Source organism: Taklimakanibacter albus (genome assembly GCF_016595235.1).
GTDB lineage: Bacteria > Pseudomonadota > Alphaproteobacteria > Rhizobiales > Aestuariivirgaceae > Taklimakanibacter > Taklimakanibacter albus.
On the sequence record NZ_JAENHL010000007.1, the window covers coordinates 817,194 to 833,067 of the forward strand.

At 63.0% G+C, this 15,874-nt stretch carries 15 protein-coding genes; 1 reads left to right on the plus strand and 14 read right to left on the minus strand.

Annotated elements, in window-relative coordinates; genetic code table 11:
- Window positions 1-48: 48 nt before the first annotated feature.
- Window positions 49-1,176, minus strand: a complete 1,128-nt coding sequence (locus tag JHL16_RS15460; protein ID WP_200185794.1) for a phosphoserine transaminase — start codon at window positions 1,174-1,176, stop codon at window positions 49-51.
- A gap of 373 nt (window positions 1,177-1,549) precedes the next feature.
- Window positions 1,550-2,116 carry an outer membrane protein gene (locus JHL16_RS15465; RefSeq protein ID WP_200185796.1) on the minus strand — a complete coding sequence of 189 codons (567 nt, stop codon included), beginning with the start codon at window positions 2,114-2,116 and terminating at the stop codon, window positions 1,550-1,552.
- Between the two features lie 217 nt (window positions 2,117-2,333).
- Here JHL16_RS15465 and JHL16_RS15470 point away from each other — a divergent pair, with 217 nt between their 5' ends.
- Window positions 2,334-3,227: a DMT family transporter gene (locus tag JHL16_RS15470; RefSeq protein ID WP_200185797.1), complete on the plus strand. Its 894-nt coding sequence runs from the start codon at window positions 2,334-2,336 to the stop codon at window positions 3,225-3,227.
- A gap of 3 nt (window positions 3,228-3,230) precedes the next feature.
- Here the strand turns inward: JHL16_RS15470 and glmM are convergent, their stop codons facing one another.
- The 12 genes from glmM to tolQ form a co-directional block, all read right to left on the minus strand.
- Window positions 3,231-4,577, minus strand: coding sequence for a phosphoglucosamine mutase (gene glmM, locus JHL16_RS15475; RefSeq protein ID WP_200185798.1), 1,347 nt, complete (start codon window positions 4,575-4,577; stop codon window positions 3,231-3,233).
- A 75-nt stretch (window positions 4,578-4,652) separates the two neighbouring features.
- Complete coding sequence (gene folP, locus JHL16_RS15480) at window positions 4,653-5,708, minus strand: dihydropteroate synthase (RefSeq protein WP_200185799.1); 1,056 nt, start codon at window positions 5,706-5,708, stop codon at window positions 4,653-4,655.
- A 79-nt stretch (window positions 5,709-5,787) separates the two neighbouring features.
- Window positions 5,788-7,722, minus strand: coding sequence for an ATP-dependent zinc metalloprotease FtsH (gene ftsH / locus JHL16_RS15485; RefSeq protein ID WP_200185800.1), 1,935 nt, complete (start codon window positions 7,720-7,722; stop codon window positions 5,788-5,790).
- A gap of 123 nt (window positions 7,723-7,845) precedes the next feature.
- Entirely contained in the window at window positions 7,846-9,117 is a 1,272-nt protein-coding gene (gene tilS / locus JHL16_RS15490) for a tRNA lysidine(34) synthetase TilS (RefSeq protein ID WP_200185801.1), read from the minus strand.
- Window positions 9,104-10,123 (minus strand): tol-pal system protein YbgF, encoded by a 1,020-nt coding sequence (gene ybgF / locus JHL16_RS15495; protein ID WP_200185802.1) that lies wholly within the window; start codon window positions 10,121-10,123, stop codon window positions 9,104-9,106. Before ybgF ends, tilS begins: the two co-directional genes overlap by 14 nt.
- Before the next feature lie 188 nt (window positions 10,124-10,311).
- The gene (pal, locus tag JHL16_RS15500; RefSeq protein ID WP_200185803.1) at window positions 10,312-10,806 is read right to left on the minus strand and encodes a peptidoglycan-associated lipoprotein Pal; all 495 of its coding nucleotides are present in this window, start codon (window positions 10,804-10,806) and stop codon (window positions 10,312-10,314) included.
- Window positions 10,807-11,057: 251 nt separating this feature from the next.
- The gene (locus JHL16_RS15505) at window positions 11,058-11,513 is read right to left on the minus strand and encodes an OmpA family protein (protein ID WP_200185804.1); all 456 of its coding nucleotides are present in this window, start codon (window positions 11,511-11,513) and stop codon (window positions 11,058-11,060) included.
- A gap of 13 nt (window positions 11,514-11,526) precedes the next feature.
- Window positions 11,527-12,027: a peptidoglycan-associated lipoprotein Pal gene (gene pal / locus JHL16_RS15510; RefSeq protein ID WP_200185805.1), complete on the minus strand. Its 501-nt coding sequence runs from the start codon at window positions 12,025-12,027 to the stop codon at window positions 11,527-11,529.
- 125 nt (window positions 12,028-12,152) lie between these two features.
- Entirely contained in the window at window positions 12,153-13,487 is a 1,335-nt protein-coding gene (gene tolB / locus JHL16_RS15515; protein WP_420884540.1) for a Tol-Pal system beta propeller repeat protein TolB, read from the minus strand.
- 10 nt (window positions 13,488-13,497) lie between these two features.
- Window positions 13,498-14,433 (minus strand): energy transducer TonB, encoded by a 936-nt coding sequence (locus tag JHL16_RS15520; protein ID WP_200185806.1) that lies wholly within the window; start codon window positions 14,431-14,433, stop codon window positions 13,498-13,500.
- A gap of 3 nt (window positions 14,434-14,436) precedes the next feature.
- Entirely contained in the window at window positions 14,437-14,928 is a 492-nt protein-coding gene (gene tolR / locus JHL16_RS15525; RefSeq protein WP_200185807.1) for a protein TolR, read from the minus strand.
- 2 nt (window positions 14,929-14,930) lie between these two features.
- Entirely contained in the window at window positions 14,931-15,641 is a 711-nt protein-coding gene (gene tolQ / locus JHL16_RS15530; protein ID WP_200185808.1) for a protein TolQ, read from the minus strand.
- Between the last annotated feature and the right edge of the window lie 233 nt (window positions 15,642-15,874).

Here is a 15,874-nt window from a genome sequence, read left to right on the forward strand (position 1 = left end):
CGGCTTGGAAGATGAGGCGCGCGCGACCAGGATCGCGCGCGAAAAGCTTCAGCGCGTGGCTTCGGCGTAAGCCCAGTCGAGCCAGGGAATGAGCGCCTCGACGTCGGATGTCTCGACGGTGGCGCCGCACCAGATACGCAGGCCCGGCGGCGCGTCGCGATAGGCGCCGATATCGAAGGCCGCGCGCTCGGCCTCGAGCAGCTTCGCCATCGATTTCGGCACGCTTTCGCCGCCATCGAGGGTGAGGCACACCGAAGTGTTGGAGCGCGTCTTCGGATCCTTGGCGAGATGATGCGCGAAGGAGCGTCCGGCGATCCATTTGTCGATGACCGCCGCATTGGCGCTGGCGCGCTGGCGCAGTACCTTGAGCCCGCCGATGCCGCGCGCCCAGTTGAGCGCCACCAGATAATCCTCGACGCACAGCATCGAGGGCGTGTTGATGGTTTCGCCGGTGAAGATGCCCTGGATGAGCTTGCCGCCTTGCGTCATACGGAAAATCTTCGGCAGCGGCCAGGCCGGCACGTAGCTTTCGAGCCGTTCGACGGCGCGCGGCGACAGGATGATCACGCCATGGGCGCCTTCGCCGCCCAGCACTTTCTGCCAGGAGAAGGTGACGACATCGAGCTTGGCGAAATCGAGGGCCTGCGCGAAGGCGGCCGAGGTCGCGTCACAGATGGTGAGGCCCTGACGGTCGGCGGCGATCCAGTCGCCATCGGGCACGCAGACGCCCGACGTCGTGCCGTTCCAGGTGAAGACCACGTCATGGCTGAAATCGATCGCTTTGAGATCGGGCAGCTCGCCATAAGGTGCCTTGAGAACGCGCGCGTCCTTGAGCTTAAGCTGCTTGAGCACGTCGCTGACCCAGCCTTCGCCGAAGCTTTCCCAGGCGAGGAGATCGACCGGACGGGCGCCAAGCAGCGACCACAGCGCCATTTCGACGGCGCCGGTATCGGAGGCCGGCACGATGCCGATCAGATGGCTGTCGGGAACTTCGAGGATCTCGCGCGTCAGCGTGATCGCCTGCTTGAGGCGCTGCTTGCCTTCGCTCGAGCGATGCGAGCGCCCGATCAGGGCATGGGAGAGGAGTTCAGGAGACCAGCCCGGGATTTTCGCGCACGGGCCGGAAGAGAAGTGCGGATTGGCCGGCCGCACAGCCGGTTTCTCGATCGTCGTCATGTCTGCTCCATCCTTACAGATGGTCCGCCTCTCGGTGGGGAGAGGTGTCCCGGCGACGCTCATGCCCGAGACCGGAGCGTTCGTCAACAGATTTGCGGAAAGGCCACTAGCACCTCCAGCAGCGCGAACCCCTCCAGGTTTCCCCCTCGCCCGTTGCGAAGCAATGGGAGAGGGTGGCCGAAGGCCGGGTGAGGGCTCTTTGCTCAAGACTAGCTAATAACTCAGAAGAGCCCTCATCCGCCCTATCGGGCACCTTCTCCCACGCTGCGCGCGGGAGAAGGGAAAAATTGGAAAGTGATAGCAAGCGCAAAAATAAAACGGCGGTGGATTTCTCCACCGCCGCTTCATTCAATCGAGGTCTCTCGATCGAGCCTCAGAACTTGAAGCGGATACCCGCGAGCGCCGAGTGATCGGCCGGATTCTCGCCGCTGATCATCAGCTCGCGATAACGGTAGCCGAAGTCGAGCGCGATGCTCTGCGACATGTCGACGGAGACACCACCCATCAGCGCGTAGGTGAAGCCGTCATCGCTGAGGCCGTCATCGGCGCTGACCCAGCCATAACCGGCACCGGCGCCGATATAGGGCGTGAAGATCGAGTCGTTCTTCCAGTCGACGTACATATTGCCGAGCACGGTCGTCAGGCTGGCGTCGGCATTGTCACCGACCTCGTAGTCACCCGACCAGTCGACGCGCACGTCCGAGCGCAGATAATCGTTGAACTGATAACCGACACCGCCGCCCACCGCGAAGGCATTGTCCTTGTCGCCCCAATCGAGGAACGACCAGCCGAGGTCACCACGCAGATAGAAGCCCATCGCCTGATACTGCTCCTGCGTGACGGTCTCCGGTTCCGGCGGCGTCACATCGGCGGCCTGCGCGGCGACAGCGAGACCCGCCGTCATCGCAGTGGCCAGCAAAACGAGCTTGAAAGATTTCATAGACACTTCTCCTCTCCCGGATACATCCGGTAACTCACGTCCCTCGTGATGGTTCCTAGTTAGGAGCGGCGTGTGACGAGAGCCGGGCTCGAATCGGGCGGCAAAAAGGCAGATTGTAACTGTTGCCAAAACATCACGCTCTGTTGTGCCCGATCGAGACAGATGCGTGGGAAATCATTGACCGTGCACTGACCATAACGCTAGTTACCGTTGTGTCATGAACTCCTCCCCTACGACAAAAGACTGGATCGCGCTCGTCGCACTCGTGATGACGTGGGGTTCGTCCTTCGCGATGACCAAGATTGCCGTTGCGTCGATGGATCCCGCCTGGGTCATGGCGCTGCGCCTCTCGGTCGCCGGCATATTTCTCAGCGGTGTCGTGATGCTGACGAAGCGGCAGTGGCCGCGTGGGCGGGAACTCTGGTTGTGGTTCGCCGGCCTCGGCCTCATCGGCCATGCGGTTCCCTTCTTTCTCGTCTCGTGGGGAACTCAGTTCATCTCCTCAGGATTGTCCGGCGTCCTGATGGGGGCCATTCCGCTTTTCGTCATCGTGCTCGCGCATTTTTTCCTGCCCGATGAGAAGCTCACGCGCATGAAGGCGGTAGGTTTCGTCGTCGGTTTCGTCGGTCTGATGATCGTGCTCGGCCCCGAGAAGCTCCTGCGCTTCGAAGGCCAGGGCATGGCGCTCGTCGGCGAGATCGCCATCATCTTTTCCTGCTTCTGCTATGCGACCCACAGCCTGCTCGCCCGGCGCATTCCGTTTCACGGTCCGGTGGAACAAGCCACCGCCGTCTGTCTCTCCGGCGGCGCCATGGGCGTGATCTTTGCCGCGCTCTACGCGCCGCATGGGCTTGATCAAGCGACGACGTTCGCCTTTCTGTGCGTGATCGGCCTCGGCATCGTGCCGACCGCGATCGCCACCCTACTCGTTTATGTCATCGTGCGCTCGGCCGGTGCGAGCTTCGTGTCCTATTCGAACTATCTCGTGCCCGTCTATGCGCTCGGATTGGGCGCTATGCTTCTCGGTGAGAGCCTGACCGCGAATGTCGGAATCGGTCTCGTCCTCATCCTGGCCGGCATCGCCGCCAGCCGGATGCGGAAAGCGGCCTGAAAATCAGGCCGCCTTGCCGATCACCATACAGATGTCGTCGACGATCTTCGCCACGAGGCCGGCATCATCGCCCTCCGCCATCACGCGGATCAACGGCTCGGTGCCCGACGGCCTGATGACGAGACGGCCGGAGGCGCCGAGCTGCGAGGTCGCATCCGCAATCGCCTGCTTGACCGTCTTGGTTTCGAGCGGCTTGCCCTCGCCATAACGCACATTCTTGAGGATCTGCGGCACCGGCTCGAAGATATGGCAGACCTGGCTCACCGGCTTGCCGGTGCGCACCACTTCGGCCAGCACCTGCAGCGCCGCCACCAGCCCGTCGCCGGTGGTCGAGAAATCCGACATCACGATATGGCCCGATTGCTCGCCGCCGATATTGAAACCGTGCTGGCGCATATGCTCCACCACATAACGGTCGCCCACCTTGGTGCGCGCCAATGTGAGCTGGCGATCGGCAAGGTGACGCTCGAGGCCGAGATTGGACATGATGGTGGCGACGAGCCCGCCGCCCGAGAGGCGATCCTGGCTGTGCCAGGACGTCGCGATCAGCGCCATCAGCTGGTCGCCATCGATGAGCTTGCCATGCTCGTCGGCGATGACGACGCGATCGGCGTCGCCGTCGAGCGCAATGCCGATATCGGCGCGCGTCTCGACCACCTTGGCGCACATCGCCTCCGGCGCCGTCGAGCCGCATTTCTCGTTGATGTTGAAGCCATTGGGATCGTTGCCGATCGGAATGATCTCGGCGCCGAGTTCCCACAGGGCGGCCGACGCCACCCGATAGGCGCCGCCATTGGCGCTATCGATGACGATGCGCAGACCCTCGAGCCGCAGATCCTTGGGGAAAGTGCGCTTGGCGAATTCGATATAGCGGGCCTGCGCGTCCTCGATGCGCTTGGCGCGACCGAGCTTGTCCTGGGGTGCCGCGAGGCTCACATTGTCGGCGGTGTCGATCAGCTTCTCGATGGCGAGCTCCTGCGCGTCCGACAGCTTATAGCCGTCGGGTCCGAACAGCTTGATGCCGTTGTCGTAATAGGGATTGTGCGAAGCGGAAATCATGATGCCGAGATCGGCGCGCAGCGAGCGCGTCAGCATGGCGACGGCGGGTGTCGGCAACGGGCCGAAAAGGAAAACATCGACACCGGCCGACAGCAGGCCGGCGGTCAGGGCCTGCTCGATCATGTAGCCTGAGAGCCGCGTGTCCTTGCCGATCACGGCGCGATGGCGGTGGTTGCCCTGGGAATAGACACTGCCGGCGGCAAGGCCGATCTTCATCACCATATCGGGCGACATGGGCGCGCGATTGGCAACGCCGCGCACACCGTCGGTTCCGAAATATTTGCGGGACATGGTTTTCCTTTTCCTAACGTGACCTTGCCGTCTCACTGAACCCGAATAGTCTATACCAGAACGGGCGCTGAAGGGTTAAAGCCGGGCGGCCTCGGGATCCGCGCCGGCGAGCGCCACCGCGAGGGCTTGCCGCGTCGGCTTGACGTCATGAATCCTGAGAATATGGGCGCCATTGAGAGCCGCCTGGATCGCCCCTCCGACCGAGCCGAAAACCCGGTCGGCCGCCTTGTTCTCGCCGGTCAGGGCGCCGGTGAAAGCCTTGCGCGACAGCCCGACCAGAAGCACGGCGCCGAGCCCGTGGAAAAGCGCCAGCTCGTTGAGCAGCGTCAGATTGTGGTGGAACGTCTTGCCGAAACCGATGCCGGGATCGACCGCGATGAGGCGGCGCGGAATGCCGGCCGCCTCGCATTGAGCGATGCGGGCATTGAGCATATCGAACACGTCGAGCGTCACATCGTCATAGACGGGATTATTCTGCATCGTCTTGGGATCGCCCTGCGCATGCATGAGCACGACCGGGAGACCGAGCGCCGCCACGGTACCGACCGCTTCGGGGTCGTAGGACAGCGCCGAGACATCATTGATGATCCGCGCCCCGGCTACCGCAGCCTGACGCATGACCTGCGCCTTGCGCGTGTCGACCGAGATGTAATGGCCTTGTTGCGTCAAGGCCTCGATGACCGGCAAAATGCGCGCGAGCTCCGCTTCCGCGGGCACCGGATCGGAGCCGGGCCTGGTCGATTCTCCACCGATGTCGAGAATGTCGGCGCCCTCGCTTGCGAGCCGCGCGCCATGTGCGGCCGCTTCGCTTGCATTCGCCAATTGCCCGCCATCGGAGAATGAATCAGGCGTGACATTGACGATGCCCATCAGCTTCGGCCGGTTCATGGCGAGGCCGGCGAAGGCCGGCCGGCGCGCTTCGATAAGATCAAGCAGTTCACCGTGGACACGTTGCGCTTCAGCATAGGTGATGACACGCTTGAAGACGCTGCCGCGGGCACGCTCGATGAGCTGAATTTGCGTGAAGGCGATGAAGTCGGAGCCGCCAAGCGCACCGGCGCCGCCCGCCGCGATCGCGCGGCGCGCATCGGGTCCATGAAGCAGGCTCAGCGGGCGGAGATAGAGGGTCATCCTTGGTCTTCAAACTTTTGACCCCTCGCCCCGCTGTGGCGGAGAGAGGGGTCAAGATGTTCAGTCGGACAGACGGTGCTCAGCCCTGCGGCTGCGGCTCCATTTCGCCTGGGGTCGGGCCGCTCTTCGGACGCCCGGTAACCGGGACCGAGGAGGAGGCCTTTTCCGGCTTCTTGTGGCCGCCGCCCTGATCGTCGCGCTGGATCTGCTCGCCCTTGAGGACACGCTTCACCTCTTCGCCCGACAGCGTCTCGAATTCGAGAAGCGCCTTGGCCAGCGTGTGCAGCTTGTCGCTGTCGCCGCGGAGAATTTCGCGCGCTTTCTTTTCGCCGTCTTCGATGAGCTTGCGGATCTCGGCATCGATCAGCGAGGCTGTCTCGTCGGACAGGTTCTTTGTCTGGGTCACCGAGTGGCCGAGGAAGATCTCCTGCTCATTGCCGTTGTAGCGGACACGGCCGAGCTTGTCGGACATGCCCCATTCGGTGATCATGGCGCGCGCCAATTGCGTCGCCATCTGGATGTCGCCGGTGGCGCCATTGGTGACGTTCTTCTCGCCGCCGAGGATCAGCTCGGCTTCGCGGCCGCCGAACAGCACCGCGAGCCGCGCCTCGCACCATTCGCGCGTGCGCGAATAGCGATCGCCCTCGGGCAGGTTCATGGTCACGCCGAGCGCGCGTCCGCGCGGGATGATCGTCACCTTGTGCAGCGGATCGTAAGGAACCGAGAGGCCGACGATGGCATGGCCAGCTTCGTGATAGGCGGTATTGCGGCGCTCCTCCTCGCTCATGACCAGCGAGCGGCGCTCCGCACCCATCATCACCTTGTCCTTGGCGTCCTCGAATTCATGCTGGGTGACGAGACGCTTGTTGCGCCGGGCCGCCAGCAGGGCCGCCTCGTTGACGAGATTGGCGAGATCGGCGCCCGAGAAACCGGGCGTGCCGCGCGCCAGCACCTTGGGGTCGATATCCGGCGCCAGCGGGACATTGCGCATATGGACGCGCAGGATCTGCTCGCGCCCGACGATGTCGGGATTGGGAACGGTGATCTGACGGTCGAAACGGCCGGGACGCAGCAGCGCCGGGTCGAGCACGTCCGGCCGGTTGGTGGCCGCGACCAGGATCACGCCTTCATTGGCTTCGAAGCCGTCCATTTCGACGAGCAGCTGATTGAGCGTCTGTTCGCGCTCGTCATTGCCGCCGCCGAGGCCGGCGCCGCGATGGCGGCCGACCGCGTCGATTTCGTCGATGAAGATGATGCAGGGCGCGTTCTTCTTCGCCTGCTCGAACATGTCGCGCACGCGCGACGCGCCGACGCCGACGAACATCTCGACGAAGTCGGAGCCCGAGATGGTGAAGAACGGCACATTCGCCTCGCCCGCAATGGCGCGCGCGAGCAGCGTCTTACCGGTGCCGGGAGGACCGACGAGCAAGGCGCCTTTCGGAATCTTGCCGCCGAGGCGCTGGAACTTATGCGGATCCTTCAGGAATTCGACGATCTCCTGCAGGTCTTCCTTGGCTTCATCGACGCCCGCCACGTCCTCGAAGGTCACGCGGCCATGGCGCTCGGTGAGGAGCTTCGCCTTGGACTTGCCGAAGCCCATCGCCTTGCCGCCGCCCGACTGCATCTGCCGGATGAAGAACACCCAGACGCCGATGAGCAACAATGTCGGCAGCCAGTAGAGCAGCGCATTGGAGAGGAACGAGTCGTTCTGCGCCGGCTTGGCGTTGAAGGAGACATTCTTGTCCTTGAGCAGCTTGATCAGTTCGGGATCCGACGGCGCGTAAGTGGCGAACACTTCATTGGTGGTGAGCTTGCCGGTGAGATACGAGCTGTTCATGCCGGCATCGGTGATGGTCACCGTCTGCACTTCGCCGGCATTGACCTTGCTGAGGAACGTCGAATAATCGAGTTCGTCGCTCTTCGAGCGCGAAGCCTGGCCCTGGAACAGGCTGAACAGGGCGAATAGCAGGATCGCGATGACGATCCAGACAGCAAAATTCCGGAAATTATTCACGTCGTTCCTCTCTCAAGGGCCTTGAGGCCGAAGGGATTTGGGCCAATCCTGCCGCCCAAAAGTTAAATCTAACATAGGGATGCGGGTCAGGATTGCCAAGCATGGCAGCTTTGCTAAAGCAATTTATAGGCCGATTTTCTGAAATTCCGCGACCGCCCGCAAGCCCGGCGGGGCGCTTTGTCCCACATAGCTTAACGAGGGGATGGCGGCAATCTCGCCCGCGATCAGCAAGGCCGGCAGGCCATCCTGGACGAAGGCCGGGATATTGGGGTTGCGCGCCACCTTCAGCCCGTGAACCGGAAGGATGGCGACGTCAGGCGCCGCCGGGCCGATACTGATCCTGAAACGATTGTCCCAGACGAGGCTCCTTCCCGGTGCCAGCGCGACCGGGATCCGGCTGATACGGCCGGCCTCCCGCCCGATCAGCAGATGGCGCTTGCGCTGGGCGAGCCGGCAGCCGGCGAGCGTGCGGGCCTCTGTCCCGCCGCGCCTCAGCCAGTGCTGGAGCGCCTCGACCGCCATCAGGCGGGGCGGCGCGTCACCGCCGCCCAGCTGTCCCAGGAGCCGCTCGAGGAGCTGGATCGCCACCTCCTCGTCAAGCTTGTGGAAGGCCGGAAGATCGACCATCGCGAAGCCTTCCGGCCGGATCTCCACGTGACGGCCGAGGAAATCGCGGCACAGGCCTTCGATCGCGGCGAGGGCCCGTTCGAGGCGCGCCGCCGAGCGCGTCACGGCTTCCGGGGTCAGGCCGAGCTCGGCCAGCATCGGCAGCGCCTGGCGCAGCCTTACCCGCTCGAAGCGCTCATCCCGGTTGCTCGGATCCTCGATCCATTCATGTCCCGCGGCCACGAGCGTCGCCCTGAGATCGGCGCGGCTCGTCTCGAGCAGCGGGCGCTCCAGCAGGACGGCGCCTGTCTCGTCGGCCCGCATGGCGGAGAGGCCTCTGATGCCGCTGCCGCGTGCCAGCCGCATGAGAAAGGTTTCGGCCTGGTCTTCGCGCGTATGGGCGGTCACCAGGAGGCTCATGCCATGGGCAATGCACCAGTCGCGCATCAGGCCATAACGCATCTCGCGCGCTTTGGCCTGAAGGCCGCTCACCGGCCGGGCGCCGGTCCAGGTCAGGATCTGCGCCGCGAGGCCGAGCGCCTCGGCCCAGCCCGCGACCTTGCGAGCCTCGGCCGCGGCTTCGGTCCGCAAGCCATGATCGACGGTGAGGATGGTGAGGCGCGGCGGCGTGCGCTGTGTAACGGCCCAGCGCGCCGCGAGCCACATGAGTGCGGTGGAATCGCTGCCGCCCGAGACAGCGAGCGCCACATGGTCATGGAAGGTCAGGGATTCGAAAAGCGCGTTCGCAGCGTCGAGACTGATCGGCCGGCCTGCCTCAGCAGCCGGCACGCTTGATCTCCGACTGCGCCCGCTTCTTGGCCTCGGCCGCCTTCGGGAACTGCGAGCCGACCTGCATATAGGCAGCGCAGGCCTGCTCCTTCTGGCCCAGCCGGTTGAGCGAGAGGCCGAGCTTCAGGAGGCTGTCCGCCGCCTTGCGGCTCTTCGGGAAATCGCGATAGCCGGACAGGAAGGCTGACGCCGCCTGCTTGTAATCGCCCTGCACATAATAGGTCTCGCCCAGCCAATATTGGGCGTTGCCGGCGAGGCTGTGGTCGCGATGCTGTTCAAGGAAGCCACGGAAGCCGACCTCGGCGTCGCCGAACTGGCGCCTGAGCAGGCTCTCATAGGAGCGCTCATAGACGACTTCCGGATCGGCGGAGGCTGCCGTACCCAGCGCCACCGTCTCGACCTTTTCCGGCATGAGATCATTGCCGCCGCCATCGCCGCCTTCGGCTTGAGCGGGCGGAACCAGCACTTGGCCACCGCCGCCGCCATTCTGGGCCGGCGGCACGAGCACCTGGCCTTCAGTACCGCCACCCGGGGGTACCAGGACTTGGCCCTGGAATTCGCCGTTGCCACCCGTCTGGTAGCCGCCATTATTCTGCGAATAGCCATTGCCCTGCTGATCGCCGCCAGTGCCGTTCTGGTAGGCGGAGCCGGGAATGGTGCCGAGGATCTTGGGTCCTGGCGCTCTCTGCACCTGGCCTTCGGGGAGATCGTCGCCGATCGTCTGCAAGGGCTGCTGGGTATATTCGGTGTCGCCGATCTGCTCGACGCCTTGGCTGTCGAGGCCCTGCTCCTGGGCGGCCAGCTGGCGCTTACGCGGCTGGGCCGAAACGGGCTCACCGAGATCGCCCGATTTACGCTGGCCCTGGAGACGCCTGACTTCGAAAGTCAGTTGTTCGACCTGCCCCATCAGCTGCTGCATCTGCTCTTCCATCCGGCTGACGCGGTCGGCCAATTCGCCGTCCGACTGAGCCAGAGCAAGGGGGGCGCCACCGATGGCCATGGCCATCAGGAGAGCTGCAGGAAGGGTAAGCTTCAAAACTGTCTTCATCGCGTAACCGCTGCTGTGCCAGAGCCGTCCCCAGCACCCCATGATTGGGCTTGGTCTCTAAAGGCGGTGAAAATGAGGCTTTGCCAGGGGGCTACCGAAACATCTGAGACCTGTTGCCACGAGGCCACAGGTCCCGGTCCGTCACTTTAGCCCGATACCGCCCCGCCGGTGATCACGGTCACCGCGCGGCGGTTCTGGGAGTAGCATTGTTCGGCATCGCACAAAGCCACCGGGCGCTCCTTGCCATAGGCGATGGAGGAGATGCGGTTGCCCTGGACGCCCTGGGCGATCAGGAATTCGCGGGTGGCGGTGGCGCGGCGCGCCGACAGCGAGATGTTGTATTCGCGGGTGCCGCGCTCGTCGGCATGGCCTTCGACCTGGACGGTCACATTGGGATACTGCTTGAGCCAGGCGGCCTGGCGGCGCAACGTCTCCTGGGCCTCAGGAGTCAGCGTCGAGGTATCGACGATGAAATAGATGCGGTCGCCGACATTGATGGCGAAATCCTTTTCGGAGCCGGGAACCGCCGTACCGGCGCCATCGCCTTCCAGATCCGGCTGATTCTTCTTCGAGCACGCGGCCAAAGCCAGAAAACAGCAACAAATCAAAGCGATCTTGAATTCCGCCAAACGACGCAACATGATATCCCACTCCTATGTCCCGCCCTGTGCATTGCCGCCTCTCACCGGGGCCGCTCACCCACCACAGGACCAAATTGCTACCGTACAGTGCTTATTTAGGGTTAATATTCCCTTCCCGGCTATGCCGGAAAGCACCTGTTAAGGGGGCTTATGACCGTAACAGCGCGGCGATTCTGTGACCAATATTGCCGCACCCGCCAAATTGCCTAGGAAACAAGAGAAAAATCTGCCCTGCGACGGTGTCCGCGAAGTCAGGGGGGCTCACCATCCGACGCGATGATCGTCACCGCCCGGCGGTTGGTGGACCAGCATTGCTCTTTCTGACAAATGGCCATCCGCCGATCCTCGCCATAGGAAATGGTGGTGACGCGCGACGCCGCGACGCCCTGGCTCATCAGAAAGCGGCGAACTTCTTCGGCCCGCCGCTGGCCGAGCGCCTTGTTCTGGGTCCGGCTTCCCCAACTGTCCGTGTGGCCTTCGATCGTGACGGTGACCCGAGGATGCTCGTTGAGCCACGCCGCCTGCCGGCGCAGCGTTTCCTCACCCTCGCCGCTCAGTTGCATGGAATTGCGTGAGAAATAGACCGTGTCACCGACGACGACCGACGTGGCGAACGCCGGCTGGGTGCACAAGGCCAGAGCCGCCACGAGGGGCAATAAAAAACGAGCGCGTAAACCGCGCTCGTTCAATTCTCTCAGCAACTTCATGCTTGACGCGAGATCAACTCGTCTTGGCGCCCGAGGTGATGACCGTGACGGTGCGGCGATTCTGCGAATAGCACTGCTCGGCATCGCACAGCGCCGCGGGGCGCTCCTTGCCATAGGCGATGGAGGAGATACGGCTCGCCTCGATGCCCTGCGAGATCAGGAACTGGCGGGTCGTCGTGGCGCGGCGCGCCGACAACGCGATATTGTATTCGCGCGTGCCGCGTTCATCGGCATGGCCCTCGACCTGGATCGCGACGTCGGAATACTGCTTGAGCCAGGCGGCCTGACGGCGCAGCGTCTCCTGGCCTTCCGGTGTTAGCGTCGACTGATCGACGAGATAGAAGACGGTGTCACCGACTTCTGTCTTGAACTGCTGCTCCGACCCCGCCATCGCGGCGCGGCCGAGACCGTTCTCATCCTCGAGATTGGCCGTGTTCTTCTTGGAACAGGCCGCCAGGGCCAGGAAACAGAAACACAAGGCGACAGCCTTGAAACCCGCGCTCATACGCAACATGACTTATCCCACTCCTTTAAGTCGTTGGCGCCCGCTTCCCGGTTGTTCCGTAAGCGGATCAGGCCCCCTAGCCCGAAACCAACTCAGATTATCCCGCCTCGCGACGGATTTGATCCGCAGGCGGATCAGTTCAACAAAGGCGACCACGCCGGGTCCGACGCGAAGGTCGGCGTCTTGATGAGCTGTTCGTTGTAGCCCGAAACGTCAACCGAATAGAGCCTTGGGCCACCACTCTCCCCCGGCTCGTCGCGGAAAAACATGATCACGCGACTGTTCGGTGCCCATGTCGGACCTTCATTATGAAAACCTTCGGTTAATAATCTCTCACCGCTGCCGTCGGGATTCATCACGCCGATGGCGAAACGACCGCCGCCCTGCTTGGTGAAGGCGATGTATTTGCCGTCGGGCGACCACACCGGCGTCGCATAACGCCCGCCGCCGGAAGAAATGCGGCGTGGATTGGAACCGTCGGCATTCATCACAAAGATCTGCTGGCTGTTGTCGCCGCCAACCTCAAACGCGATCTGGCTGCCATCCGGCGAATAGGAGGGTGCGGTGTTGATCGCATCGGTGTTGGTGAGCTGCTGCATCTGGCGCGAGCGCAGGTCCATCACGAACAGGTTGGCGGCGCCGCCGTCCTGCAGGCTCATGATGACGCGCTGGCCGTCGGGCGAGAAGCGCGGCGAGAAGCTCATATTGGGAAACTCACCGACGATCTCGCGCTGCCCCGTTTCGATATTGTAGAGATAGACGCGCGGCGAGCCCGAGCCGAAGGCCATATAGGTGATCTCGAGCGAGTTCGGCGAGAAGCGCGGCGTCAGCACGAGTTGCTTGCCGTCCGAGATGGCGCGCACATTGAACCCGTCCTGGTCCATGATCGACAGCTTCTTGACCCGCTTGTCCTTGGGGCCAGACTCGGCGACGAAAACGACGCGCGTGTCGAAATAGCCGGGCACGCCAGTCAACTCTTGATAGATCTTGTCGGAGATCAGATGGCCGAGGCGGCGCCAGTTCTTCGGCGATGTCGTGAACTCGAAACCGGCGCGCTTCTGCTGCGAGCCGGTGTCCCACAGGATGAACTGCGCCTTGAGACGGCCGCCTTCCATGATCGTCTGGCCGGTGACCAGCGCCTTGGCCTGGATCTGGCGCCAGTCGCCGAAGCGCGGCTCCTGGTCGAAATTGGTGATCTGCTCGATGAAGGATTCGGGCGGCAGCGGGCGGAAATAGCCCGAACGGCCAAGATTGTTGGCGATGACGCCGGCGATGTCGGCACCGGACTGGGCCGCTTCCGGCGAGGTGCCGACAAACGCGGTGATGGCGATCGGCAGAGGATCGATCTGACCCTTGTTGATATCGACATCGAGGCCCTGCGCGCGCGCCGTCGCTGCCAGCGCGAGCCACATGAACAGAGTGACCGCGCCCGCAAAGAATCGTCCGTCAATCATACGCATCGAGATCATGCCGCCTCATCTAGCTCGGGAACATCAGGTTCGGATTGAAAGTAAAAGTGATCTCCCGCCACATGTCGTATTTGTCCTGGGGCAGGAAATCATAAGCCTGGCAGCTCATCACCGCCGATACGGCCGACTGCGCGGTGACGGTGAACAGCGGGTCTGAGCTGCTGTTCACGACATTCGGCATGCCGCTCACCGAGCCGTCGGGATTGAGGAAGAAATGGACTTTCACCACGATCGCCGCTTCACGTGCGCCGGGCGGAACGTCCCAGCATCGCTCCAGAGCCTGACGCAGCTTGTCGCGCAATGTTGCGGCGACGCCTTCATCAATACCAGACAGATTGTATTCGCCCTGCTTCGGCGTGCCCGTTTCCGCCTGCTGCTTGAGCGGCGCCGTGCGCTTGTCATCAGTCTTGTTGAGGAAGGCCGCGATATCGTCCGGATTGAACTCTTTCTTCGGCTTCAGCTTCTTCTCAGGCTTTTTCTCCGGCGGCTTTTCGACCGGCTTCTCCGGCTTTACTTCCGCCTTCTTCGGCTCTTCCTTCTTTTTCTCGGGCTCCGGCTCATCCGTCTTCTTGATGAGCTCGGCGAGATCTTCCGGCTTCGGCGCGGGCTTCGGCTCTTCCTTCTTCGGCTCTTCCTTTTTCGGCTCGGGCTTGGGCTCGGGCGGGGCCGAGGCTTCCTTGGCTGCGGTCTTGATTTCGGGCGCCACCTCTGGGGCGGGCTTCACCTGCTTCACCACATCGACAGGCTTCGGAGCCACCTTCTCCGCCGGCTTTTCCGGCGTCTTCACTGTCGCTTGCGTCTTGCGCAGATCTTCGATCGACACGATATCGACCGGGATCGACTCCTGGTCCTCGACCTTGAACTCATCCGGATTGGGCAGCACGACAAAGGCCGCGGCGAGGATCGCCGCATGCGCCAGAACCGATATCGTGAGGCTGCGCCGCATGCCCTATTTCTGCGCCTTCTTCTGGGTCTTGCCCTTGTCAGGCGCCACCGTCTCGGACGAGGTGACGAGGCCGATCTTCTTGAAGCCGGCGCCGTTGAGCTCGCCCATGACTTTCATCACGAGGCCATAATTCACATTGGTGTCGGCGCGCACGAAGATGCGCTCCTCATAGCCGTTCTTGGCGATCGCCTGGAGCTTGGCGATCAGCGTCTCCTGGTCGATCTGAGTTTCCTGGATGAAGATCTTGCCTTCGGCGTCGACGGAGACCGTGATGGGCTCGGTATCGCCCTGCATCGGCTTGGCTTTGGTCTGCGGCAGGTCGACCGGAACGCCGACCGTCATCAAGGGCGCCGCCACCATGAACACGATGAGCAGCACGAGCATGACGTCGACCAGCGGCGTCACGTTGATTTCGCTCATGGCCGAGAAGGACGAGCGCCGGCGGCTGCCGCGTCTCGTATATCCCCCGCTCGTACCGCCTGCCGAAGCACCCATGCTTACACCCGCTCGTCCAGTTGCCGCGAGATGATCGCGGAGAATTCGTCAGCGAAGTTTTCCAGTCTGGCCCCGATCTTCGACGCGTCGGCGGCGAACTTATTGTAGAAGATTGTCGCCGGTATGGCAGCAAGGAGGCCAAGCGCGGTTGCGATCAGCGCTTCGGCGATGCCGGGGGCGACGACCGCCAGATTGGTGTTCTGCGAATTGGCGATGGCCTGGAAGCTGGTCATGATGCCCCAGACGGTGCCGAACAGGCCGATGAACGGGGTGGCCGAGCCGACCGTCGCCAGGAACAAAAGCCTGGATTCGATATAACCCATCTCCTTCTGGATCTGGACGTCCATCACCTTCTCGATGCGTTTCTGGACGCCCTGGAAGCCGGCCCGTGACGCCGCCCCCTGGCTGCGCTTCCATTCGCGCATCGCCGCCATGAAGATCGCCGCGAGCCCGCTATTGTTGCGCGAGCCCAAGGCCATATAGAGATCCTCGAGCGACTGGCCGGACCAGAAATTCTGCTCGAACTGCTCGCTCTGCCCCATGGTGCGGCGATAGACGAAGAATTTCTCGAAGATGATGGCCCAGGACCACACCGAGGCCGCAGCGAGGCCCAGCATCACCAGCTGGACCACAAAGCCCGCATTCCAGATCAGATGCCAGAGGGAGAGCTGTCCTGCCCCCTGCGCTACGTTCTGTACCGTCTCAACTTCCATGCTTTGCTTTCTTTCCCACCGCCGGCACTTAGAGCCTTACCCACTTTGCTCGCATCGAAACGATGCGAGCAAAGCGGGTAAGAGGCTCGAAAATCACTAACCTGGAGCGCTTCTTTACCGCCAAAGTCGAGCAACTTTGGCGAGAAGCGCTCTAGAATCCAAATCCCCGCCCTGGCTTCATGGTGAAGCGAGCGAGGTAGATAAGGTTAAATCTGTCCAAACTGCGGCGTAGC